The organism is Pseudanabaena yagii GIHE-NHR1, from assembly GCF_012863495.1.
Taxonomy (GTDB): Bacteria; Cyanobacteriota; Cyanobacteriia; order Pseudanabaenales; family Pseudanabaenaceae; genus Pseudanabaena; species Pseudanabaena yagii.
On record NZ_JAAVJL010000004.1, the window covers coordinates 201855 to 224268 of the forward strand.

Sequence of the window (22414 nt, forward strand, 5' to 3'; positions counted from 1 at the left end):
CCGCCTCATAAGATTCTGTTTATTTACGTGAAAAGCGACGTTTAATTTGATTGGTGAGTGCGTTGATCTCAGGAATTTTCATTTGTACCGCGATCACACCAAATAGCCCTAGACCGACAGCACTAGCGATCGCTAAACCACCGACCTCTGCGCCAAACCTCATTACCGCACTCATACTGGCAAAGTTTTGGCTCAAGACATAGTAAATGCCCCAACTGGCTCCACCTGCGATCGCACTGGCGATGACCAGCCCCAAAATCGTAATACTCCAGCTTTTGAGAGGCATTCCATTCAAGCGGCGATCGAGGACATACATCATCACAATCATGGAAATGACGTTCACGGCTACCGTTGCGAGGACTAGTCCCGGTGCACCAAATTTTTGGACTAGGAAATAATCAAATAGTCCATTCAGGAAAATATTAACAACGCTAATTTTAAAAGGGGTATCGCCATCTCCGAGCGCATAAAATACCCGCACCAAGACATCGCGCCCCAAATACACAAACATACCTACAGAGTAAGCCATCAATACGGCTGCGGTTAGCTGTGAAGCCTCTGTGTCAAAGGCATAACGTTCATAAACCACCTGAGAGATGGGCAAGGCTAAAGCTACCATTAAGGCGCTCAAGGGCAACATCGTTAAAGCTGTAAGCATCAAGCCCTGACGAATCCGATGTTTCAGTTCATCCCAATTTTCGGGATCGGTTAATTTCGATAAAACGGGAAACAACGGTACAAGAATCACATTCGACAAAATTCCCAGAGGTGTTTGCACCAGCAAACCTGCATAGCCCATTGCTGAAACTGCCGCCGCCGCATTGGGAATAAATGAAGCAAAAAATAAATCAGTCCAGACATTAATTTGCAACATCCCCGATGAAAAAGTGGCAGGAACCATGATTTTCATCACTTCTTTGACTTCAGGACGCTGAAAGTCAAACCTTAGCTTAAATCCCCCCATACCCGATTTAATCTGCACAGGCAACTGCACCAGCCATTGCAACACTGCTCCTGCCAATGTTGACCAAGCAAGGACTGCGCCACCTAACATTGCGTTTTCAGGTAGCAAGATTTTGTCGCCCAAAGTCCACACTAAGCCACCGATGCCAATTAGGACGGTCAAGCTGGAAAAGATCGGACTAACTGAAGGCAACCAGTAGGTATCCGAGGCATTAAGTGCGCCAAAGCCAATACCCACTAGCCCTGCTAAGACTGCCATCGGAGCCATGATCTGAAACTGCTGGATGGCAATGTCTTTAGTAATCTTGAGATTTTGAATCGTTTCAAGGGAAATACCCTTAGCCAGTAAGTCTGCCTCTGGTATAAACAGCCCTGGGGCAACTAGATGCATTAAGGGTTCCGCAAAAATCACTAAAGCGATCGTCACCAATAGCAAAATGCCCGTAACAATCGTGGTGATGCTATCGATGATCGTGGCAACTTCACGGCGATCGCGTTTAGCGAGGACACTGACGATCGCACTGTGAAAAGGTCCATTAATGCCGCCGAGCAGAATTAATAAAAATCCAGGAATTACATAGGCAAAGTTATATGCACCATATGCCGTGCCATTACCAAAGGCAGCAGCGATCGCCACTTGGCGCAGTAGACCAAATATTTTGCTCAATAAGGTGGCAACTGCCACAATCGTCGCGATATTGAGAAGCGATCGCTTAGTAGATTGTGGTGGTTGGGTTTCGATGACGATATCTTCTTCTTCGTTGCCAGACAAAATTGGTGCTGCCCCTTACAATTTAGACTCTGAAAAATGTAACACCAAATTACAACGTTACAGCGCGTTGCACTGAATTAAAAACCAGAGAAATTTTTGAAAGCGTTGCTTATCAACTCTTTCAAAAATTTCTCTGTGATACGAAAAGCCTATAGTTCGCACTACAGGCTTTTAACTCGCCCAAGATTTATGTGTGTAGGTTCTGTCATCAAAAAAGCGCCGAACACTAAATTCAGTTAGAGATCGGCGCTTTCGTAATATCTACGACAACTTACACAGATAATTTACGCAAAGAATTCACTTAGTAAAGCTCTTCTTCTTTGTGGGTCTCAATGGTGACATCAGAGGTTGGCTTAGCGACACAGGTCAACACATATCCAGCTTCGATCTGATCATCATCCAAGAAGGACTGATCTTCTTGATTAACAGTGCCGCTGACGACTTTACCTGCACAGGAAGAGCAAGCACCAGCACGACAGGAGTAAGGAAGATCTAGACCTTCAGCTTCTGCAACATCAAGAATGTAATCGTCATCAGATACATTGATGGTTTTAGAATCACCGTCGGTAATAAGCGTTACTTTGTATGTAGCCATGTTTTCTGTAATAAACCTGTTAAGGATTGCAGCCCCAATCATAAGTGATATCCGAACCCTAAACAAGAGAGAAACAATGAATCGAGCTACATTTATCTTGTCAAAGTCTCCCCCAACTCCAATTGGGTAAGAATTACAGCAAACAATTACTTTTATAATTTTTGATCTTGAACAAACGCGAATATTAATAATGCTTAGTGTCGCTGATTGTCATCTGAAAGCATATATAAGTTTTTGAGATAAGTAGACAGGTATATACCACAGATATACTTATATCAAATGATTATAGACTGCTATATTTTTTTCGCATTTTAGTTTCTTAGATATAGCTATAACTAGTTATCTTGGAATCCAAAATATAAATCAGAAGAGAATTTTGTCACAAATATCTCATTGCATTATATAGATCAAAAAAGCTCCGTGCGCTAAACATATAGCAATCCTAAATGGTTTGTGTAAGCGCACCCCGAAGGAGTGCGCTTACACAAACCAAAAAATCTACAAATGATTTAGGACTGCTGTGTCAGTTAGTGCTCGGAGCTTTCAGAATATTTCTAATTTTTTAAAGAAGTGATTAGTAGAGAGCTTCTTCTTGGTGGGTCAATACTTCGAGGTCAGATTGAGGATAGGTTACACAAAGTAGGGCATATCCAGCTTCGATTTGCTCATCATCCAAGAAGGACTGGTCACCTTGATCAATATCACCCTTGAGAATCTTACCAGCACAGGAAGAGCAAGCTCCAGCGCGGCAGGAGTAGGGAAGTTCAATGCCTTGAGCTTCTGCAACATCAAGAATGTACTCATCCGAAGGAACATCAATAGTTTGAGAGTTACCTTCGTTATCAATAAGTTTTACTTTGTAGGTAGTAGCCATGAATGTAATAAACCTCTTAAAGATTGCAACCAAATTAATAAACGAGGGCTTGCAGTTGTACCAAAGTATAGGCACTCAGCCAAGTTCTGTTTATCTCCATCACCCACAGGGGCACTAAAACGCATCATATCGCTCTTAGCATCACGACGAACAGTTAGGTTTTTATTTCTACCATTGGTTATAGGTGATAGTTATAGATTACTTTTGGCGCACCTAAATTAGCCAAATTCTTCTCTATTCAATGGTTTTAGGTGTTTTGATAGGGCTATAAAATGATGAGTTTTCGTTTGAATTTAAAAATATTTGATAAGTTTTTGTTAACTTATCTGCGATCCTAATTTATAGATTAGGTTTTAATAGGAAAATTCAATCAATATATAGCGCTTTTCAAGCAATCTAAGTAATTGTTGCCCTGCCTTCGGCAGGGCAACAATTACTTAAGTATGGCGCTAAAGTTGGCTAGCTGACGACTGTAGTTACGGATAATACCGAGGAGATTGAGGCGGTTTTGGCGCACTTGAGGATCTTCTGCCATGACTAACACATCATCAAAGAACTTAGCAAGGACAGGCGCGATCGCCTTAATCCCTTCCATTAACTGCTCATCACTGGGTTGACTTGGCAAAGCAGCGATCGCCTGATAAAGTTCCTGCTCCGCAGCATCGGTCAAGGTAGCAGGATTAACTACCGACTTAACATCAACGGTGACGCTATCTAGATCTCCCTGTACTGCAAGGCGAGAAGCTCTCACAATTGGCTCATAGATCGCACCAAGGGTGGCATCTTCGCGAGATTTTTGCAGGAAGTGGGCACGTTCTTTGATGCGAGTGAGATTGCTCAAACCTTGCAAGGTATAGGCGAGATCATCAGTACCCGTAACCGCATCAACAAGATCGTAATCAATGCCCTGCTCAGACAAAATTGTGTCACAGCGTTGCTTAAACCATTTATAGAGATTTTCCAAAACAGTTTCCGCAGGTTTCGCCAGCAAATTCTTGTCGCCATAAATGGCGATCGCGGATTGCAGCAGTTTTGGTAAATCGAGGGCAAATCCGTTTTCCCATGCAATCTGGACAACACCAGTAGCCGCACGCCGCAGGGCAAAGGGATCTGACGAACCTGTAGGGATAATCCCCAAACCGAAAATACCAACGAGACTATCGATACGATCAGCGATCGCCACAATCTTGCCCGTTAACGAGGTAGGCAAGGCATCCCCTGCGCCTTTGGGTTGATAATGCTCACGAATACCTGTAGCAACCGCCACAGGCTCCTTGCTAGAGAGAGCATAGTAATAACCCATTTGACCTTGCAGTTCAGGAAATTCCTTGACCATCTGCGTCACCAGATCGGCTTTAGCAAGTTGGGCAGTGCGATCAATTAGTACTTGCTCGGCTTCAGTAATTTCTAAATTCGTAATCGAGTCAACCACTAATTTAGCGATCGCTCTAATTCTTTCTACTTTCTCGGCAACCGATCCAAGCTGGGCTTGGAAAGTAACTTTTTCTAAAAGTGGCAAGAAGGTTTCTAGATGGACGGCGCGATCGCTATCGTAGAAAAATTTGCCATCGGAAAGACGCGCCCGAATTACCCGCCCATTACCTGCGGCAATCAACCGCGACTTGTCAGGATTACCATTGGAAATCGTAATAAAGCGCGGCAATAGTTGATCGGGATTAGTGGCGGAATGCACAGGGAAATAGCGCTGATGGCTCACCATTTCCGTTTTAATTACGGGCTGAGGCAATTCCAAAAATTCACGCTCAAACTCACCGATAACTGCTGTGGGAAATTCCACTAAATAGGTGACTTCCTCAAGCAAATCCTCAGGAATTTCCGCATTTCCATTAAATAGCTCCACAATGCTATTAATTTGGGTGAGGATATGATGCTGACGTTCTTTGCCATCAACAATGACAAAGGCTTCGCGCAAAGTCGCCACATAGTCATTGGCAGTGTCGATCACAACTGAGCGAGGGTGTAAGACGCGATGCCCTTGACTCAGGCGATCGCTCTGCACGTTTTCTAAAGCGATCGGTAAAATTTTGGAATTGAATAGGGCAACTAACCAACGAATCGGACGGGGAAACTTGAGATCACCATTACCCCAACGCATCAAGCGCTTACCTTCGAGTCCTGTAATCCAAGATGGTGCTAGCTCTTGCAAAATATCCGCAGTCTGACGACCAACAATTTGCTGATTAGCAAAGACAAATGCACCTTTGTCAGTCTCTTTAATAAAGATATCTTTTAGATCGATGCCCTTAGACTTGGCAAAACCTAATAAAGCCTTAGTTGGCTCGCCCTGTGGATCACCATTAACAAAAGCGGAACCTACCGCAGGTCCCTTCAGTTCAACACTGCGATCACTTTGTTGCACAGGTAAGCCATCAATGAGCACGGCAAGACGACGGGGCGTACCATAGACACTGACCTTGCTCGTAGTTAGTTGGTGTTCATCTAAAATTTTAGGGATGCGCTCTTGCCATTGGCGCAAAGCATCGACGATAAAACTAGCGGGTAATTCTTCAGTACCAACTTCTAACAGAAAACTTGCCATAACCACGAGTTGAGGGACAATCTTCAGTTTAGCGCCTTGACGCGCAATAAAGAAAGGGTAAGTCACTTACAGCATCTACTCTGCATCTGACCTAAATGAATTGGCAGCACCTTAAAAATACTTAAGTAGCTGGGCAAAAAAACAGAATCAAAAGCTGTGGCGCACGCGCAGCGTGCGCCACAGCTTTTGGGGTTTTATATTTAATTGCGCCTAGCTACTTAGAAGATATAGCTATAAAAGCCAAAAGAGGGTTGTGGGGCAAAGTCCCACAACCCTCTTTTGGCTTTTAATTTTATTGCACAGTGCCACTTAGCATAAAATAGCTAGAGATTAACTTTTATTGAGCAGGGATACTGAAAGAGGCAAAACATGGGGCAAACACTCGAAGCTGTAGCGATTACTGATCAAATCAATTATCAGACTGAACAATATCGCGATGCCTACAGCCGAATCAATGCGATCGTCATTGAGGGCGAAGCTGAAGCATACAGCAACTATCTCCAACTAGCGGAGCTACTGCCCGAATCTAAAAATGATCTGATTAAACTTGCCAAGATGGAGGAGCGTCATAAGAAGGGATTTACTGCCTGCGGTAAAAACCTCAATGTCACCCCAGACATGGACTTTGCTGAGAAATTCTTTGCCGAATTGCATAGCAATTTCCAAAAAGCCTTTGCAACTAAAGATATTGTTACTTGCCTGTTGATCCAATCACTTATTATTGAGTGTTTTGCGATCGCCGCTTATAACATTTATATTCCCGTCGCCGATCCCTTCGCCCGCAAAATCACCGAGGGCGTAGTCAAAGATGAATACCTGCATCTTAACTTTGGCGAAGAATGGTTGCAAGAGCATTTTGAACAATCCAAAGCAAATTTAGAGCAAGCCAATCGTCAAAACCTGCCGATCGTCTGGAAAATGCTCAACCAAGTTGAAACCGATGCCAAAGTCCTCGGCATGGAAAAGGAAGCTTTAGTAGAAGACTTCATGATCCAATATGGAGAAAGCCTCGGCAAAATTGGCTTCAGCACCCGTGACATTATGAAGATGTCTGCAATGGGCTTGGTAGCTGCTTAATCACCTCACCGTTTAAACGCGCCGATGGCGCGTTTAAACCAAAATATTTTCGTTGACAACTGTAACTGGTAACCGCAATCGATGTTTGGTCTCATTGGGCATTTGACAAGTCTTGAACACGCTCAGTCTGTAGCAAGGGAATTAGGCTATCCCGAATATGCCGATCAAGGTTTGGAATTTTGGTGTAGCGCCCCACCCCAAATCGTCGATCGCATCAAAGTTACGAGTGCCACAGGTCAGCAGATCGAAGGGCTATATGTAGAATCATGCTTCTTGCCAGAAATGTTGGCAGGTAGCAAGATTAAAACCGCTATTCGCAAAATCCTTAACGCGATGGCTCATGCACAGAAGCATGATATTGATATCACGGCTTTGGGGGGATTTTCCTCGATTATTTTCGAGAATTTTAACTTGAGCCAAATGTCGAGCGTGCGAAATATTCAGCTAGATTTTAATCGCTTCACCACAGGAAATACCCATACGGCATACATTATTTGTCGCCAAATCGAAGAAGCTAGTCGTAAATTTGGCATTGATTTAGCCAAGGCTACGGTTACAGTTTGTGGAGCCACAGGGGATATTGGTAGTGCAGTATGTCGTTGGCTCGATGCACGTACCAATATCAAAGATCTATTATTAGTTGCTCGCAATCAAGAGCGTTTGCAGGAACTTCAAGCCCAACTCGGTCGTGGTAAAGTGCTGAGTATCGAAGAAGCCTTGCCCCAGTCCGACATTATTGTGTGGGTAGCGAGTATGGCAAAGGGCATGGCGATCGATTCCGCCACCCTCAAGCGTCCCTGTATCCTCATCGATGGTGGCTATCCCAAAAATATGTCTACCCTTGTTCAAGAAGAAGGCATCCATGTAATTGATGGTGGCATCGTTGAGCATAGTCTCGATATTGATTGGAAGATCATGAAAATCGTGAATATGACTGCTCCTGCCCGTCAGCTTTTCGCCTGTTTTGCCGAAGCGATGCTATTGGAGTTTGAAGGTTGGCATACCAATTTCTCATGGGGACGCAATCAAATCTCCATTGAAAATATGGAAAAAATTGGCGAAGTTTCGATTAAGCACGGATTTAGACCGCTAATTAATTAAAGAGAAATGAATGGTGGCGCTTTGCGCCACCATTCATTTCTCTTTGTTGCTGGCAAATTATCACAACTCTTTAAAAATTGTTACAACTACATTATGTAGTTTTGTATACTGGTAGGTTGATTGGGATATAAAAAAGGTATTTAACAGCGTGAGTCAGCATCCCCTAGAAGAGCTAAATCGCTACGATGCCAAAGCCAATGCCGAATATTACGGTCGTCGCCCTTGGCTAGCGATTAGTCGCATTTTAAAAATCATTTATTTTGCTTTCAGTTTTGGCTTAGCCTTTGGCTGGGATGTCTTGACTGGCAACACTGTAAGTCAACCCAAACTTGCCGAACAGTTACGACGCATCATCACGGCACTTGGTCCCACCTATATCAAAGTTGGGCAGGCTTTATCGACACGTCCTGATTTAGTACGTGTGGATTTCTTAGAGGAGTTAACAAAACTTCAAGATCAATTGCCGCCATTTTCCAATGAGCAAGCCTTCGCGATTATTGAATCCGAACTAGGTAAGCCCGTTAATACTATTTATCGCACTATCTCCGAAGATCCGATCGCAGCAGCAAGTTTAGGTCAGGTTTACAAAGCTACCCTCTATTCTGGTGAAGAAGTCGCCGTCAAGGTACAGCGCCCTGATCTCATCCCAACTTTAACCCTCGATCTATTTATCCTACGTTGGTTTGCAGGTTGGCTGGGTCCACTTTTGCCCCTCAACCTTGGCAATAGTCTAGAAGCAATCGTCGATGAATTTGGATTGAAGTTATTTGAAGAGATTGACTACGCCCACGAAGCCACCAATGCCGAGAGGTTTGCAGGCTACTTCAGAAATGATCCTCATGTCAAAGTTCCATCGATTTATCGTCAGTACAGCACGCATAAAGTTCTGACTTTAGAGTGGATTAATGGTATTAAGCTCAATGAACTTGACCAAATTAAATCCGCAGGATTAGATACTGATGCCCTTGTGCGAATTGGTGTGATGTCTGGTTTACGTCAACTTCTAGAATTTGGCTTTTTCCATGCTGATCCTCACCCCGGAAACCTCTTTGCTACCTACGATGGCAAGATGGCATATATCGATTTTGGGATGATGGATCAATTGGATCTCCAAACCAAAGAGCAATTAGTTGATTCGGTCGTGCATTTGCTCAATAAGGACTATGACGAGCTTGGACAGGACTATGTGAGACTCGGCTTTCTGCAACCAGATATCGAGATGAAGCCAATCGTGAATGCTCTCGAATCAGTCCTTGGCGATATCATGTCCGAAAAAGTGAAGGATTTCAACTTCAAAGTTGTAACCGATCGCTTCTCGAAAGTAATGTATGACTATCCCTTCTGCTTGCCTGCTAAGTTTGCGCTGATCATTCGCTCGGTAATTACGCAAGAAGGTGTTGCCCTCAGCCTCAATCCTGAGTTTCGGATTGTGCAGGTTGCCTATCCCTATGTAGCGCGTCGCTTGCTCACTGACGAGTCTGAAAGTCTGCGGTCAAGATTATTGGAAGTTCTCTTTAAAGATGATAAGTTCCAATGGTCGAGGCTAGAGAATTTATTAGCGATCGCTAAATCCGATGGTCAATTTGACATCATTCCTACGGCAAGTATGGGCTTAAAATTCCTTACGTCCAAAGATGGTGAATATATTCGTCGTCGGATTTTACTAGCTCTTACCGAAGACAATCGCCTACATACTGAAGAGTTAATGCGAATCTGGAATATGCTCAGCGCCGATATCGAACCCGCCAAGCTATGGGATATGGCACTAAAAACTGTAACTGGAGCCATGCCCAAAGCGATCGCTGCTGCCCTCCCCTTCGCCGCCTTCCAAAATCTCAACTAATCGACTAATATTTATTCAACAATTAAGGGTTGTGGAGCAAAGCTCCACAACCCTTAATTGTTGGATGCCTCCAGAATTGCGCGATCGCGAATGCGACAAGAATCACAAACACCGCAGGGCGTTTCGCCCCCTTGATAACATGACCATGTCAGCTCAATTGGCACACCTAAGCGCCTTGCCCGTCGGACAATATCTACTTTAGAATCCATCACTAAGGGGGCAATTAATTGTGGTGCATGACCTTCTACGCCAACTTTAGAAGAAAGTGCTGCTAATTTCTGGAAAGCGGCTAAATAATCGGGACGACAATCGGGATAGCCCGAATAGTCCACAGCATTAATTCCTAAATAGATTGCCTCGGCTCCCTTTGCCTCTGCCAGAGATAAGGCGATCGCAATAAATACAGTATTTCGTCCCGGAACATAGGTAATTGGAATTTCCCCTGTTTGAACTCCTTCCGTTGGTACAGCAAGATTATCATCAGTTAGTGCCGAGCCTCCCCACTGCGCCAAATTTACATCGACAACAAAATGCTCCTTAATCTGTAGTGCCGCCGCAACTTGTCGAGCCGCTAATAACTCACGTTCATGTCTTTGCCCATAACGAAAGGACAAGGCGATCGCCTCATATCCGTCGGCGATCACCTGAGCCGCCGCCGTTGCCGAATCTAAACCACCCGATAGCAAAATTACTGCTTTTTTAGAATTTGGAGAACTGGTGATTGAGGTCATCTATCTCACTCCTAATAACTTATGGGTTTGGACACTCACGCGCCAATCAGCATGATCTAACACATATTGCATAACCAAATCTTTACTACTTTTCGTCTCCCACTCAGCCTGTAAGTATTTGACCACATTTGCAGAGACTCTTGCGGCATTCTGTTCCGCCCAAGCCAAATCCGATGAGTCTTTAACGACAACCTTAAGCTCACTAACTTGTTGATAAATGCTGTCATGGGGTGCTTTAAATTGTTTGGGCGAAAAAGTTACCCAGTCAAAGTCACCACTAAAGGGATGGGAACCAGATGTTTCAAGATGAACCCGCAAACCTTGCTCCTTTAGCTGTCGAGTCAACTCGGTTAAATCATGCATTAATGGCTCGCCCCCAGTAATAATCACGATCGCAGGATGAGTCTTGACTGCTTCTGTGACCAGATCCATGATCGCTATTTGAGGATGTCTTTTGGTATTCCAAGAGATTTTGGTATCGCACCAAGGACAGCCGACATCACAACCTGCTAATCGAATAAAAAAAGCATTTACACCCATCCATGTACCTTCTCCCTGTACAGAATGGAAAGTTTCAACTATGGGTAAATGAGTTAGATAATTGATTTGAGTCATTTCCTATGTTAATGATGAGTGGTGGTGCTTCGCACCACCACTCATTTTTGGGGGTTTATATCTTAAGCAAAACATTGCTATAGATTACCAATAATTAAAAAGTCTGTGCCAATTTGCTGTAGTTTTGGGTTTACCAGATTAAGAGCCTCCGTCATCAGGTTTAATCCCAAATCATCAATAGGACTAGGAGCTGCAAAACCACCAATCAATTTAGGAGCGATAAAAGCATAGATCTTTTGTACCATCTGCGCTTTAATTGCCGCCGCACCGAGCCTACCACCACATTCCCATAAAACCTGATTACAACCACGATTAGCAAGTTCTTGCATCACAATTTGCGGTGATAAATCTTCTAGTTCGAGAATTTCCACATGGCGATCGCTGAGCTTTTGCTTCAGTTGATCATTTTGATGCGGCAATGTCATAACAAGGGTTCTCTCGGTATCGGTAAGATTCCATAAATTGGCTTCTTCGGGAAGATTGAAACTTTTGGTAACGACTACTCGCAAAGGACAATGCTTACTCAATCCATGAGTCGTTAAGTGCGGATTATCGAGTCTAACTGTATTTCCGCCTGTAATAATCGCATCACAACCCAGACGTAAATCATGGACGAGCTTCCGTGATTCTTGTCCCGTAATCCAATAGCTATGTCCTGAAATGGTCGCAATTTTGCCATCTAGGGTCATAGCATATTTAAAAATCCCCAAGGGCAAATTAGTTTTCACCCGATGAAAAAATGCCTCATTTAGTTCTAGACATTGCTGCTCCAAAATGCCAGTAGTGACTTGAACTCCTGCGGATCTGAGGCGATCGCATCCACTGCCCGACACCCTTGGATCGGCATCGATCGCCCCAACCACCACTTTACCAATTCCCGCTTGAATAATTGCCTCAGAACAGGGAGGTGTGCGCCCATAATGATTGCAAGGCTCAAGATTGACATATAGCGTGGCATCGCTTAAGTCTACACCTGTTTGCTGTGCCGCACGAATGGCAAATACTTCCGCATGGGGTTCTCCTGCTTTGGGATGAAATCCCTCACCTAAGACCTGCCCATTTTTGATAATGACACTACCCACCATAGGATTAGGAGCAGTTTGTCCTCTACCTTGTTTTGCCAAATCAATACATCTTTGCATCCAGCGATCGTGTACAGATGTAATGCCTTCCTTTTCTGTATTTTCTATCATTAACTATAAATTCGATATCTTCTAAATGGCTTGTCAGAGGGTGTCCCGAAGCTCACACCTCTCATATATTGATTTAACGTCAGTTCGGGTTAAGCTAGCAAATTAATCCCAAATTAAAAGCCTTGCTATGCAAGGCTTTTAATTTGGGGCTTTGAGAGAGCCTTTGCAAAGCAAAGGCTCTCTCAAAAGAAGAAAAGCATTGCTAAGCAATACTTTTCTTCTTTGCAAAATTTTCATGTTTAACTTAAACTGACATTGCTATTTAAGATGCCGACGGCAAAACGACTGTAAACTTTGTACCCATATTGACTTCACTTTCTACTGCGATCTTGCCACTATGAGCATCTACAGCTTGTTTAGCAATATATAAACCCATGCCTAAGCCCTTGACACTACCAACATTTTCAGCCCTTAAAAATGGCAAGAATAAACTGTTTAAATATTCTTCAGGTATGCCAATTCCATGATCAGTAATACTTAAAATCAACTTCTGTGATTCACAGGTCAAATCCACATCAACAGTACCACCCTCATAGGAATATTTAATAGCATTAGAAACTAGGTTCATCACTATATGCCATAGTAATTTCTTATCGACTTTGAGTTTATGAAATTTACCATGGCTTTGAAATTTAAGCCGACATTTACAATTTTGATCCTCTGTCTCAAAACTCTCAACTAGCTGCTGACAATAGGCTTTGACATCTACATTTTCAGGGTGAAATGGAAATTTGCCAGACTCTGAACAGGAGATCAGTTTAATTTCTTCCAGTAACCAGTTAATGTCCTTAATTGCTGATTGAATAGCCGAAAGATTTTTAGCTCTACTTTCCTTAGTTAGTTGTTCTTCAAAATTCTGTAATTTCCAAATTAACAACCGAATTACTGACATCGGTGTCGAAAATTCATGGGATGCCATTGCCAGCAAACGATTTTTTAAAGAATGCAGTTCCTTTTCTTTATCTAAAGCTTCTTGGAGTAGTTTATCCTCATGATGTTTTTTAAGGGCAAGCATAATTGCCATATTTACTTCAGCATATCGGAGAGGCTTAGTGAGATATCCGTAGGGTGAAGTCGAAATTGCTTGCTCTAGAATTTCAGGATCACTAAAGGCTGTGAGGTAAATGACAGGGATCGATGCGATCTTATGAATTGCATTAACCGCAGTAATGCCACTGTCTGCCCCCCTCAATTTAATATCCATCAGAATAATGTCTGGGATATGGCGATGGATAGAAGCGATCGCATCGTCACTACTATCAACTATTTCTAAAACTCTATAACCTAAGTCCGATAAAACATCTGAAAGTGCATTTGCGGTAACAAGTTCATCTTCCACAATTAAGACATTTGCTATCGTATTAGTCTGCACCGTCATGCTTTTCACTGCGTCTTGCTTGTAATTGGAATAAACTGCGTCTAGCACTGTTTATATTTTAATTATATGATTAACAGATAAAATTCAGGGCAGAAATCTTGAAAATTAGGACAGTAAAGTATGGCTTACCTCACACTCTAGATTACTACCAAACAAGAAAGTTTTCCTTGAAAGTATTATTAAACAGCATTTTTAATGAAAATTTATTTTTTTACTTGAGAGTAGGATGTTGTAGTTGCCTTAACACGATATAATAATAAATCCTTGCTTCTAGTATCTAAGTTAATAGAAGCCGATTTACTTGCCCGTAAGGAAATAATTAAATGACTGTCAAGCGTTTGTACGAAACTATGTATATCCTGCGCCCTGATCTTCCCGATCAGGATGCCGATGCCGCGATCGCCAAATACCAAGACTTCTTAGTACAACAAGAAGCAGAAGACATTACCATCCAACATCGTGGTAGACGTAGATTAGCCTACGACATTAGGGGACATCGTGAGGGTATTTATATTCAAGTTAATTACTCTGCAACTCCTAAAACTATCGAAACCTTAGAAAGAACATTTCGCCTTGGCGATGATGTGATTCGTTATCTAACGATTAAGCTTGAGCCAGAAGCTACTGAAGATAGTATTGATGCGATTCCTGATGCTGAGGCTGCTGTAGAAGAAGTAGCTGCCGCTGAATAAGAGAGTTCACACAAAAAAAGAGGCTGTGCTTTGCACAGCCTCTTTTTTTGTGTGAATTAAATTAAATAATGCCAAAAAAATGTAATACACCTTGACCGCTAATTAATTCGATCGCTAGTGCTGATACAAAACCAATCATGGCTAAACGTCCATTCCAATTTTCAGCCCCAGTATTAAATCCAAAACTCCATACATTACGGTTTTCGTCAGACATAATCGATTTACCTTATGAATTAATTACTTCTACATTGCGAAATGTAACAGATATCACGAGCATTTGCAATCTTTCTTTACATTTTCTGCCTTTCGACAGAAGGAACTAATTTTTGAAGAGTGGCTTTGTTCTCTCCAAAATTTGGTTCCTTGTTAAATTGCCTAACCCTAAGGGACTTGACGAGAAAAAGATACCACCGAGTTTGTATGGCTTCGACTTCGCTCAGCCAACGTTGGCTGAGCGAAGTCGAAGCCGTAGGTACTTTAAATTAATCGCAAGTCCCTAAAGTCGCAATGCTTATAAAATCAGTAACTTTGATGGTGATTTTGGTGCGATCGTGAATGGATTGGGTAAAATCCAAAAGACATTACAATCAATAATCCACGCAAGGACAGAATTAATTATGCGAAAAATATGGATTAGGCTTCTAGCGGGCTGTTTAGCTGTGCTAATCAATGTGACAACAACTGGCGCAGTGTGGGCAGCGACTCCTAAGAAGACAGGAGATCCAAAATTTCAGGGCATCCCATTACAATGCTATGTGTCTCTAGCAGATGAAGGCACATCACCTGAAGCTAAAGTCGCAGCCTATACTGAAATCGCAGGTCAATATCTAGAATTCCAAAGTCCTGATCGGGCAAAAAAAGTTTTAGAAAAGAGTATTACCACTGCTAAGGATATTGCTAATCCATCCCTGAAAGCTTTTGCTCTATTGGATACCGCAGGTCGTTTAACCAAAGCCGTAGATCTAAAATTAGCTGCAGATACACTCGATAGCACTCTAACGGTCGCTAAAGATTTGCCTGATCCTGTAGATAGAGTTTTTGCATATATCAAAATTGCCCAAGCCTATGGTGAAGCTGGGAAAAAGGAAAAAGCTCAAAATTTACTAGATACCACGATTAAAGCAACACCTGAAGTCATTGATCCCTATGCCCGATCGCGAGCTTTTGCAGCGATCGCTAATGTCTATACCGAGCTAGGTGATGACTTCAAATCCGAATCAGCGATTTCTGAAGCGACTGAGCTATTGTCAATGATCGAAAATCGGAATATCAAAAATAGAGCACAGGTTGAGATCGCAGGCAGCTATGCTCAAGCTGGAAATCATGCTCAGGCTGTTGCATCTTTATCCAAGGTTTTTCAAGAGTTTGATGCTATCCGTGATACCGCGATCGCTGCAGCCAAAGATGCAGCCAAAAATGCTAAAACTGCGAAGAAATCATCTCCCAAAGTAGCGACTAAAGCTCTCAAAAAAGAGGATGCTTCAGAAGAAAAGGCTGCTCCTCCTGATCCTCAAGTTGTCGCACAAACAGAGACCGCTAATACCGAAATTTTGAAAACACGCTCTCTATTCCTTGTTGCCAGCCAATACTTAGTGGGTAAGCAATATGACAAGGCGCTAGAAGTAATTGCTAATCTTGACGCAAAATCAATGGAGAAAAATATTGGTATTGCCAATGTAGCGATCGCCTATACCAAGGAAAAGAAGCCTGACGAAGCGATCAAGTTACTAGCTCAAAGTCTCCAAGGATTAGATGCATTTCCCCCTTCAATTGATGGATTTAATTTACTAGTCGAGGTTGGTCGCCAATATCAAACTCTCAAAAAGACTGATGAAGCAAACAAAGCTTGGACAAAGGCTTTAGACATAGCCCAAAAGTTGACTCAACCCGCACAACGCCTCCTTGCTCTCAACATTATTGCAAGTACCTATGGCGAATTTGGCTTAGTTGAGCAAGTTGAGCCAATTCTGCAAGATAGCTTTGCTCTCACCAAAACTGCCCCTGATCCTAATATTCGTTCGAGAGCTTTCTCGGATATTAGTAGTGCCTATTGGGCGATCGGTCAGCGCGATAAAGCCAAAGAAATCGCTAAAGAAATCGAAAACCCTAAAGAACAGGAACAATTAGGCAAGTTATTTACTTGCGCTAGTTAACGCAAAAACTTTGAGAGATGGGTTGCCTAGCAACCCATCTCTCAAAAACAAAAAGCCTCGCATTGCGAGGCTTTTTGTTTAACTAAAGACTTTGCTTTTATTCAGATAGCTGTAATGAACTAAGAGCTGCCCAACGCTTGTCTATAGAATTTTCTGAATTACTAGGACGGGAATCGCTTAACTCCAGAGCAGGTGCGTCAGGTGCGATTTTTGGATAGGGAATAGCTAAAGTTAGCTGTTCATACAGCCATTCCTCAGGATCGAAATAGCCATTAGGAGACAAAGATTCGACTAAATCACCAGACTCTACTTCTCTCTCTTTGGGATACTCACCTTCGGGCAATGGCTCAGCTAACCAAATCGTTTCTGAAGTATCGATCGCTAAGCGATAGTTAAATTGCACCAATGTGCGATCGCAGGTCAAAGTAATAATTGTCGAAGCCTTCGCACTGACTTCTAAGAATGAGCCAACATGATGCACAGAGATAAATCCTTGAACAGGTGTGAGCGTTTCTAACCCTTTGATAAATTCTTTAAAGTCAAAGGACTCAGTTGCTTCAACGGCTCTGGCAATTTGGGGGATATATAGCTTTTCCATTAACTCTGCACCAATTTAACAATTAAGTGACGATTTGGCTCTTTACCCTGACTATGGGTTTCGATATCAGGAAAACTTTCTAAAAGCTGATGAATGTATCGGCGATCGGCAGATGAAAGATGTTTAAGGGCAAATTCGGTTTGGGTTTCACGCACTTGTTGCACAGCTTGTTCTGCTAATTCATGCAAGCTGGCTAGATGTTTAGAGCGATAACCATTCAATTCGACAGTATAAAAATTATGGTTTTGGCGATGACTTTCTGATTGGTTGGAATCGGATGGTAGATGACTATTGAGGAGGGTGTTTGCTAAATATTGCAGAGAATCAATTACCGCACCATCTTGACCAATTAACCTTTGAATTTGCTGCTCTTGCAAACCCTCAGTACTTATTTCTAGCCAATAATTTTGAGAGTTACTAGCAACTTGGGATGGAGATGCTTCCATAAGACTAGTATTTACCGAAGCTGTATACCCCATTAAGCCTAAAAGCTCTTGAAGCCAATTCGCACTTGCGGAAGCATCTTCCATAAACAGTAGTTACCTAATCAATGTCTTACTAGATAAATATATAGATAAGTATCTAGTTATTTATAAATATATAGCGTTACGGGTTTGTTTCCATGCCGAAAATAGGGAAACTGATTGCTTGAAAAACACTATAAGCGACACAAAGTGCCGCTTATAGTTTCTTAGCCTTACTTACTATGGAGTCTTAGCTAATTTAGCTCTTTTTCTTTTTCTTAGAAGAGTTGGAATTAGGCTCAAAGGGTAGAGCTGATTTAGTCGGAGTCTTACCATCTTTGTCTTTGTCGTCAACTACAGTTGCTTTTTTAGCTTTAGCATCAAAGGGAATCTTGCTAGATTCTGCCTTGCTAGGTGTAATTGATTTTGGTTCAGTTTTTGCCTTGCTAGCAGGAGCAGCATTTGCCGAAACAGTGACTAGCTTTTGGAGGTTTTCTGGTAATGGTTCTTTAGCGACGATAAATGCTTGTAATGTCTGAAAGATATTGGCAATCAACATGTAGAGCATTACTCCCGATGGCAAGGGGAAGAACAAAAACATACCAGAGAAAATAATTGGTGTGAGTTTATTCATCGTGTCTTGCTGAGCAGTCTCTGGGGATGGACTATCATTTTTGGGAGTAGATCCACTGGAGATTGCTTGGTTAGCATACAAGCTAATCCCAAAGCCTAGAACCATGATGACGATATCCCAGTTAATGCTGCCATCTGCATTGGTTACACCAGTTTTACCAAGAGCCTTGATAAAGAGGAAACCTTTGTTAGATGCTAATCCAGGAACAGTTGCTTGAACGGTGACTTCACCAGCTTGCTTCGCAACTACAGTTCCATCATCTAAAACCTCAACTAGGTCTTGTCCCTTAGTAACTTTCCACTTAGGAGTTAGTTCTACGTCTGGGTATTCAGCAGCTAAAGCTTTAAAATCTTGTCCTTGAGCAGTTTGTAAAATAATTTTTGACTGCTCACCGATCGCTAAATTTGTACCATTTACCGCAGTAGCTAGGACTGGATAATGCACGCGATCGGCAAAGTAAACATTTTGACTAGGCGAAGTGAAAGCCTGATGAATAATTTGCGCTTGATTTTCCGCAGGAGAGATCTGAAAATTTAGAGAATAGTTAATATCTGCGAAGGGAGATCCTCTTAGAGTGGCAAACAAAGCAAAGAGAATTGGCAATTGCACCAGTGCAGGTAGGCATCCTGAGAGAGGATTACCAAATTCTTTGAAGTTTGCCGAGTTTACTTTGGCTAGCTCCTCTTGCTGTTTGGCAGGATCGCTTTTGTAACGCTCTTGCACTTCTTTGATTCTTTGTTGCATCACGGGGTTAGCGATTTTCATGCGACGCATACTGCGAAGCTGATTAGCGCTAACGGGAAACAACGCAAAACGTACAACCAACGTCAATGCAATAATTGCCAATCCATAGCTCGGCACGATGCCGTAGAAAAAATCTAGGAAAGGCAACATTATGTTGTTGGAAAGAAAACCTACACCGAAATCCATTTTCTACTTTACTGTTGAGTTTGCATCTAAATGATTATTGATCACTTATTAAAATTAGGATCGCCCAAGAGTTGAGCTTCTAGGGCGATCCTGAAATATTTTAGGCTTTGCTACCGATCGCACCGCTTCTGTCTTGTGCTTTCAGGCTTAGCTTTGATTCGATATATTCGTATGTTTCACGAAATTTTGGTAAAGACTTTAATTCAAGGCGCGAACCGTCCTTTAGGGTCAGTACCATGTCACCCCAACTGCCTAAACCACGGGGAACCGTGACGATTTTGGCAATTTCTGCATACACAACATCTGTGCGAGTTTGACCTCTCCAGCCACCTGTGACGGTAATGCGTCGATTGGTGATGCGATAACGTACCCATAAAGCTCTTGCGATCGCAGCAATGCCAAAGGGAATTGTGATCACAAAAATACTCATCAGCAAGCTAATAATTAGATCGCCGATGTGAGGTGCGCCTTCGTAATAAACTTCCTCATTAACTGCCATGCAAAACCTTCGCCTTTGCTAATAAATTCCTGAGATCATCCCAAAGTTGTTGGTAGGTTGGTTTGCTCTGAGAAGCAATAACTGTTACAACAATTTGTAATCCACTTTTCAATTGTGACAGAAGTTGTCGAAAAATGGCGCGAAGTTGACGCTTAAATCGATTACGGCTTACCGCCAACTTGCTGACTTTTTTGCTAACAACGATACCAATCTTAGTGAATTCCTCGTTACTATCAACAAGAATTCTCATATTTAAGTAAGTGCCTCTGTAGCGATCGCCATTGGCATATACCTTTGCGAAGTCCTCTCGCCGTCGCAGACGGTTTTGATTGGGGAGCACTAGAAAATTAACAAGTACAAGTTAAGTACGAATAGGTTTGCGAATTAAATCTGAATAGTTATACGGTTGTCAAGCGAACTCTGCCTCTGCTGCGGCGAGCTTTGATGACGCGGCGACCTGTGGGGGATTCCATTCTGGCGCGAAATCCAGAGGTGCGTTTCTTTTTGCGGACACTACCGCGTAGAGTACGTTTTGTCATAACCGTTACTTACTTATTTAGTTTCAAAGGGTGTCAATTTTTTCACAGGCTTTTAATTATAACACTTATGCCTATCCTATGTACATACTGAGAAAAGTGTTGCATTGCAACTCTTTTCTCACGCTATTGTTTCAGATATATAGCAGTCCTAAATCATTTGTAGATTTTTTGGGTTTGTGGAAGTGCACTCCGAAGGGGTGCACTTCCACAAACCATTTAAGATTGCTATAGCTATGTAAGAGACAGCTATGACAAATTTACTTTTTTCTTGCTTTGTTTTTTTTGCTGAAATTGACAACAATTTCAGGAGTTAGCTCTTCTTCTGGTTCATCGGTTTCCCGTTCTGCTAATGCTATTTCTATTTCAGTGGGAGATGCCGTTCCTAGTTTTTGCAAAAGGCTAGCGAAGCCTAATTGTTGTAGGTTAGTTTCTTGTTTGGGAATTGATTTCATGTTTTTCCCTTTTACCTTTTTCCTTGGATCTGGAGTTTAGACTAAAAAAGGTAAAAAAGGCAGAGTAAAAGAGATACAAACTGCCTAAAGTAGATGAAAAGTAAAGAGACATCTACAGCCATGATTATTGATAAACTACAAGACTTTCGTCAACAGGTATATAGATTTTTAGGGAACGGACGGGATGCAATATTTGACTTGATGGATGCAGTATTGACCAGTCCGAGAGTGAAATCATTTGTAGAATTATCGTTATCCGCAGTGTATCGAAGAAAATGGTCAAGTCTGTATGAATCATTAAAAGACAGTCGCCCCAACCGAGGCAGGATAAGACGGTTATGTGTGGAACAAATACCCAAAGACATCCGCCCTTTGCTAGCAGGAGACCATACAGGATGGGGAAGACCCCATGCCAAAACGCTAAAAGACAGGAGTTTTGTGCATCAACCGAATTTGGTAGAAGGGAACAAACCGATCGTGTTAGGGCATGACTACAGCACCTTGGCATGGATACCAGAGATGACAGGGAGTTGGGCAATCCCGTTATGTCACGAGCGGATCAGTAGTTTTGAGACAGCAGGGCAAAGAGCCGCATTCCAACTGAGTCAAGTATGTCGAGATTTAACGGTAAGACCAATCGCTACTTACGACAGTGAATATGGCAGTGCCGTCTTTATGAATTTGACTGAGGATATCCCTGCCGATTTACTAATACGTCTACGTCCTAACCGATGCTTATACAAAGCCCCTGCGCCCTACAGTGGTTATGGTCGTCCTCGTAAGCATGGGGATAAATTCCAACTTGCCAATGCTGATAGTTGGGGAGAGCCATCGGCAACTTTTAGCTTAGAAGATGAGACGGTTGGACAGGTGCAAATCCAGCAATGGTCTAACTTACACTTTCGGCAAGCAGCCCAACGACATATTCAAGTTATTCGAGTTACACATTCTCATTGCTCTGGTTTGTGGTTAGCTTGGGTGGGTGAACAGATGCCGACTTTAGACTCCCTTTGGCGCTTGTACTTACGTCGTTTTGCCATCGACCATTGGTATCGTTTTGCCAAACAAAGATTACATTGGACTCTTCCCCATTTGTTGACTCCTCAGCAAGCTTTGCGTTGGAGTGACCTTATGCCTTTACTCTCTTGGCAATTGTGGTTGGCTCGTCAACTGGTTATTGATACTCCTTTGCCTTGGCAGAAACCTCAAACCAATCTTAATTTTGGTCGAGTCGCTCAGGGCTTTGCCGCACTTTTGGTCAGGATTGGCTCTCCTGCTTGTTCTCCCCAACCTCGTGGTAAGTCTCTCGGTTGGAAATCTGGACGCAAGCGTTCTCCTTTTTCTCGCTTTCCTGTCGTCAAAAAACGAGCTTCTCGCTCGAAAAAGGTCAATCAAGACTACCTTAATTCCTAACTTTCAATATTCTCTTTTTCTCTCTCTTGCTTTTACTCAGTTCTCCGTTTTCTGGGTCACTTTTTCCTGCTCTTTTTCTGATTCTCTTAATCAACTTAGTCTAAATTCCAGTTGGATCAATGCCACACATTTGTCTGTCGCTGTCGGTGGCGTTGGGATTGGTAGTGAATTCGTGCGGTAAATATTGCAAACATTCGTAGGGGCAGAGCATTCCCGCGATAATTTTTAAATTCTTAGGTTTCCTTGGTTTGGGAATGCTCTGCCCAATACTTGACAACGCAGGGACAATTTATCGGTGAAAGCAAATCAAGGAAAAAGTAAAAGGGAAAAAGTAAAAA

Annotated in this window: 22 protein-coding genes; 6 read left to right on the top strand and 16 right to left on the bottom strand. The window is 42.5% G+C overall.

Going from position 1 to position 22414, the window contains the following annotated elements; genetic code table 11:
- Positions 1-19: 19 nt before the first annotated feature.
- From murJ to glyS, 4 genes are all read right to left on the bottom strand, one after another.
- Positions 20-1735, bottom strand: a complete 1716-nt coding sequence (gene murJ, locus HC246_RS23315; RefSeq protein WP_211167933.1) for a murein biosynthesis integral membrane protein MurJ — start codon at positions 1733-1735, stop codon at positions 20-22.
- A 301-nt stretch (positions 1736-2036) separates the two neighbouring features.
- Entirely contained in the window at positions 2037-2330 is a 294-nt protein-coding gene (locus tag HC246_RS23320; protein WP_169365807.1) for a ferredoxin, read from the bottom strand.
- A gap of 574 nt (positions 2331-2904) precedes the next feature.
- Complete coding sequence (locus HC246_RS23325) at positions 2905-3204, bottom strand: ferredoxin (RefSeq protein ID WP_169365808.1); 300 nt, start codon at positions 3202-3204, stop codon at positions 2905-2907.
- Positions 3205-3637: 433 nt separating this feature from the next.
- Positions 3638-5764, bottom strand: coding sequence for a glycine--tRNA ligase subunit beta (gene glyS, locus HC246_RS23330; RefSeq protein ID WP_169365944.1), 2127 nt, complete (start codon positions 5762-5764; stop codon positions 3638-3640).
- Positions 5765-6133: 369 nt separating this feature from the next.
- Between glyS and HC246_RS23335 the strand changes: the two genes are divergently transcribed.
- From HC246_RS23335 to HC246_RS23345, 3 genes are all read left to right on the top strand, one after another.
- The gene (locus tag HC246_RS23335) at positions 6134-6841 is read left to right on the top strand and encodes an aldehyde oxygenase (deformylating) (protein WP_169365809.1); all 708 of its coding nucleotides are present in this window, start codon (positions 6134-6136) and stop codon (positions 6839-6841) included.
- Between the two features lie 81 nt (positions 6842-6922).
- On the top strand, positions 6923-7942 hold the full coding sequence (locus HC246_RS23340) for a long-chain acyl-[acyl-carrier-protein] reductase (RefSeq protein WP_169365810.1): 1020 nt from the start codon (positions 6923-6925) through the stop codon (positions 7940-7942).
- Positions 7943-8090: 148 nt separating this feature from the next.
- On the top strand, positions 8091-9785 hold the full coding sequence (locus tag HC246_RS23345; RefSeq protein ID WP_169365811.1) for an ABC1 kinase family protein: 1695 nt from the start codon (positions 8091-8093) through the stop codon (positions 9783-9785).
- 53 nt (positions 9786-9838) lie between these two features.
- On the opposite strand, the gene queC is transcribed toward HC246_RS23345, so the two are convergent.
- The 4 genes from queC to HC246_RS23365 all read right to left on the bottom strand — a co-directional run bounded on the left by queC (position 9839) and on the right by HC246_RS23365 (position 13750).
- Positions 9839-10516 (bottom strand): 7-cyano-7-deazaguanine synthase QueC, encoded by a 678-nt coding sequence (gene queC / locus HC246_RS23350; protein ID WP_169365812.1) that lies wholly within the window; start codon positions 10514-10516, stop codon positions 9839-9841.
- Positions 10517-11131, bottom strand: coding sequence for a 7-carboxy-7-deazaguanine synthase QueE (locus tag HC246_RS23355; RefSeq protein WP_169365813.1), 615 nt, complete (start codon positions 11129-11131; stop codon positions 10517-10519). It abuts the gene before it with no gap.
- A gap of 77 nt (positions 11132-11208) precedes the next feature.
- On the bottom strand, positions 11209-12324 hold the full coding sequence (gene ribD, locus HC246_RS23360) for a bifunctional diaminohydroxyphosphoribosylaminopyrimidine deaminase/5-amino-6-(5-phosphoribosylamino)uracil reductase RibD (RefSeq protein ID WP_169365814.1): 1116 nt from the start codon (positions 12322-12324) through the stop codon (positions 11209-11211).
- A 262-nt stretch (positions 12325-12586) separates the two neighbouring features.
- A complete protein-coding gene (locus HC246_RS23365) occupies positions 12587-13750 on the bottom strand; it encodes a hybrid sensor histidine kinase/response regulator (RefSeq protein ID WP_169365815.1) in 1164 nt (387 codons plus the stop codon).
- Positions 13751-14025: 275 nt separating this feature from the next.
- On the opposite strand from HC246_RS23365, the gene rpsF reads away from it, so the two are divergent.
- Positions 14026-14394 carry a 30S ribosomal protein S6 gene (gene rpsF, locus HC246_RS23370; protein ID WP_169365816.1) on the top strand — a complete coding sequence of 123 codons (369 nt, stop codon included), beginning with the start codon at positions 14026-14028 and terminating at the stop codon, positions 14392-14394.
- Positions 14395-14455: 61 nt separating this feature from the next.
- Here the strand turns inward: rpsF and HC246_RS23375 are convergent, their stop codons facing one another.
- Positions 14456-14608 carry a chlorophyll A-B binding protein gene (locus tag HC246_RS23375; RefSeq protein ID WP_169365817.1) on the bottom strand — a complete coding sequence of 51 codons (153 nt, stop codon included), beginning with the start codon at positions 14606-14608 and terminating at the stop codon, positions 14456-14458.
- A 403-nt stretch (positions 14609-15011) separates the two neighbouring features.
- Between HC246_RS23375 and HC246_RS23380 the strand changes: the two genes are divergently transcribed.
- Entirely contained in the window at positions 15012-16547 is a 1536-nt protein-coding gene (locus HC246_RS23380; RefSeq protein ID WP_169365818.1) for a tetratricopeptide repeat protein, read from the top strand.
- Positions 16548-16644: 97 nt separating this feature from the next.
- Here the strand turns inward: HC246_RS23380 and HC246_RS23385 are convergent, their stop codons facing one another.
- The 7 genes from HC246_RS23385 to HC246_RS23415 all read right to left on the bottom strand — a co-directional run bounded on the left by HC246_RS23385 (position 16645) and on the right by HC246_RS23415 (position 20663).
- The gene (locus tag HC246_RS23385) at positions 16645-17145 is read right to left on the bottom strand and encodes a YceD family protein (protein WP_169365819.1); all 501 of its coding nucleotides are present in this window, start codon (positions 17143-17145) and stop codon (positions 16645-16647) included.
- The gene (locus tag HC246_RS23390; protein WP_169365820.1) at positions 17145-17675 is read right to left on the bottom strand and encodes a Jag family protein; all 531 of its coding nucleotides are present in this window, start codon (positions 17673-17675) and stop codon (positions 17145-17147) included. Before HC246_RS23390 ends, HC246_RS23385 begins: the two co-directional genes overlap by 1 nt.
- Positions 17676-17868: 193 nt before the next feature.
- Complete coding sequence (gene yidC / locus HC246_RS23395) at positions 17869-19173, bottom strand: membrane protein insertase YidC (RefSeq protein WP_169365821.1); 1305 nt, start codon at positions 19171-19173, stop codon at positions 17869-17871.
- 100 nt (positions 19174-19273) lie between these two features.
- The gene (locus tag HC246_RS23400) at positions 19274-19672 is read right to left on the bottom strand and encodes a PH domain-containing protein (RefSeq protein WP_126386002.1); all 399 of its coding nucleotides are present in this window, start codon (positions 19670-19672) and stop codon (positions 19274-19276) included.
- Positions 19662-20012, bottom strand: a complete 351-nt coding sequence (gene rnpA / locus HC246_RS23405) for a ribonuclease P protein component (RefSeq protein ID WP_169365822.1) — start codon at positions 20010-20012, stop codon at positions 19662-19664. The genes HC246_RS23400 and rnpA overlap by 11 nt, the downstream gene beginning before the upstream one ends.
- Positions 20013-20070: 58 nt before the next feature.
- Complete coding sequence (gene rpmH, locus HC246_RS23410; RefSeq protein ID WP_009626678.1) at positions 20071-20211, bottom strand: 50S ribosomal protein L34; 141 nt, start codon at positions 20209-20211, stop codon at positions 20071-20073.
- Between the two features lie 257 nt (positions 20212-20468).
- On the bottom strand, positions 20469-20663 hold the full coding sequence (locus tag HC246_RS23415; protein ID WP_169365823.1) for a hypothetical protein: 195 nt from the start codon (positions 20661-20663) through the stop codon (positions 20469-20471).
- A 120-nt stretch (positions 20664-20783) separates the two neighbouring features.
- Here HC246_RS23415 and HC246_RS23420 point away from each other — a divergent pair, with 120 nt between their 5' ends.
- On the top strand, positions 20784-22076 hold the full coding sequence (locus tag HC246_RS23420; protein WP_169364407.1) for an NF041680 family putative transposase: 1293 nt from the start codon (positions 20784-20786) through the stop codon (positions 22074-22076).
- Positions 22077-22414 lie beyond the last annotated feature (338 nt).

Coding starts and splice junctions, on each gene's coding strand:
- HC246_RS23420 (WP_169364407.1), top strand. CDS start 20,784: ATGATTATTGATAAACTACAAGACTTTCGTCAACAGGTATATAGATTT.
- rpmH (WP_009626678.1), bottom strand. CDS start 20,211: ATGACAAAACGTACTCTACGCGGTAGTGTCCGCAAAAAGAAACGCACC.
- queC (WP_169365812.1), bottom strand. CDS start 10,516: ATGACCTCAATCACCAGTTCTCCAAATTCTAAAAAAGCAGTAATTTTG.
- rpsF (WP_169365816.1), top strand. CDS start 14,026: ATGACTGTCAAGCGTTTGTACGAAACTATGTATATCCTGCGCCCTGAT.
- HC246_RS23375 (WP_169365817.1), bottom strand. CDS start 14,608: ATGTCTGACGAAAACCGTAATGTATGGAGTTTTGGATTTAATACTGGG.
- HC246_RS23380 (WP_169365818.1), top strand. CDS start 15,012: ATGCGAAAAATATGGATTAGGCTTCTAGCGGGCTGTTTAGCTGTGCTA.
- ribD (WP_169365814.1), bottom strand. CDS start 12,324: ATGATAGAAAATACAGAAAAGGAAGGCATTACATCTGTACACGATCGC.
- HC246_RS23325 (WP_169365808.1), bottom strand. CDS start 3,204: ATGGCTACTACCTACAAAGTAAAACTTATTGATAACGAAGGTAACTCT.
- HC246_RS23335 (WP_169365809.1), top strand. CDS start 6,134: ATGGGGCAAACACTCGAAGCTGTAGCGATTACTGATCAAATCAATTAT.
- yidC (WP_169365821.1), bottom strand. CDS start 19,173: ATGGATTTCGGTGTAGGTTTTCTTTCCAACAACATAATGTTGCCTTTC.
- HC246_RS23400 (WP_126386002.1), bottom strand. CDS start 19,672: ATGGCAGTTAATGAGGAAGTTTATTACGAAGGCGCACCTCACATCGGC.
- HC246_RS23415 (WP_169365823.1), bottom strand. CDS start 20,663: ATGAAATCAATTCCCAAACAAGAAACTAACCTACAACAATTAGGCTTC.
- HC246_RS23385 (WP_169365819.1), bottom strand. CDS start 17,145: ATGGAAAAGCTATATATCCCCCAAATTGCCAGAGCCGTTGAAGCAACT.
- HC246_RS23320 (WP_169365807.1), bottom strand. CDS start 2,330: ATGGCTACATACAAAGTAACGCTTATTACCGACGGTGATTCTAAAACC.
- glyS (WP_169365944.1), bottom strand. CDS start 5,764: ATGGCAAGTTTTCTGTTAGAAGTTGGTACTGAAGAATTACCCGCTAGT.
- HC246_RS23390 (WP_169365820.1), bottom strand. CDS start 17,675: ATGGAAGATGCTTCCGCAAGTGCGAATTGGCTTCAAGAGCTTTTAGGC.
- HC246_RS23355 (WP_169365813.1), bottom strand. CDS start 11,131: ATGACTCAAATCAATTATCTAACTCATTTACCCATAGTTGAAACTTTC.
- HC246_RS23340 (WP_169365810.1), top strand. CDS start 6,923: ATGTTTGGTCTCATTGGGCATTTGACAAGTCTTGAACACGCTCAGTCT.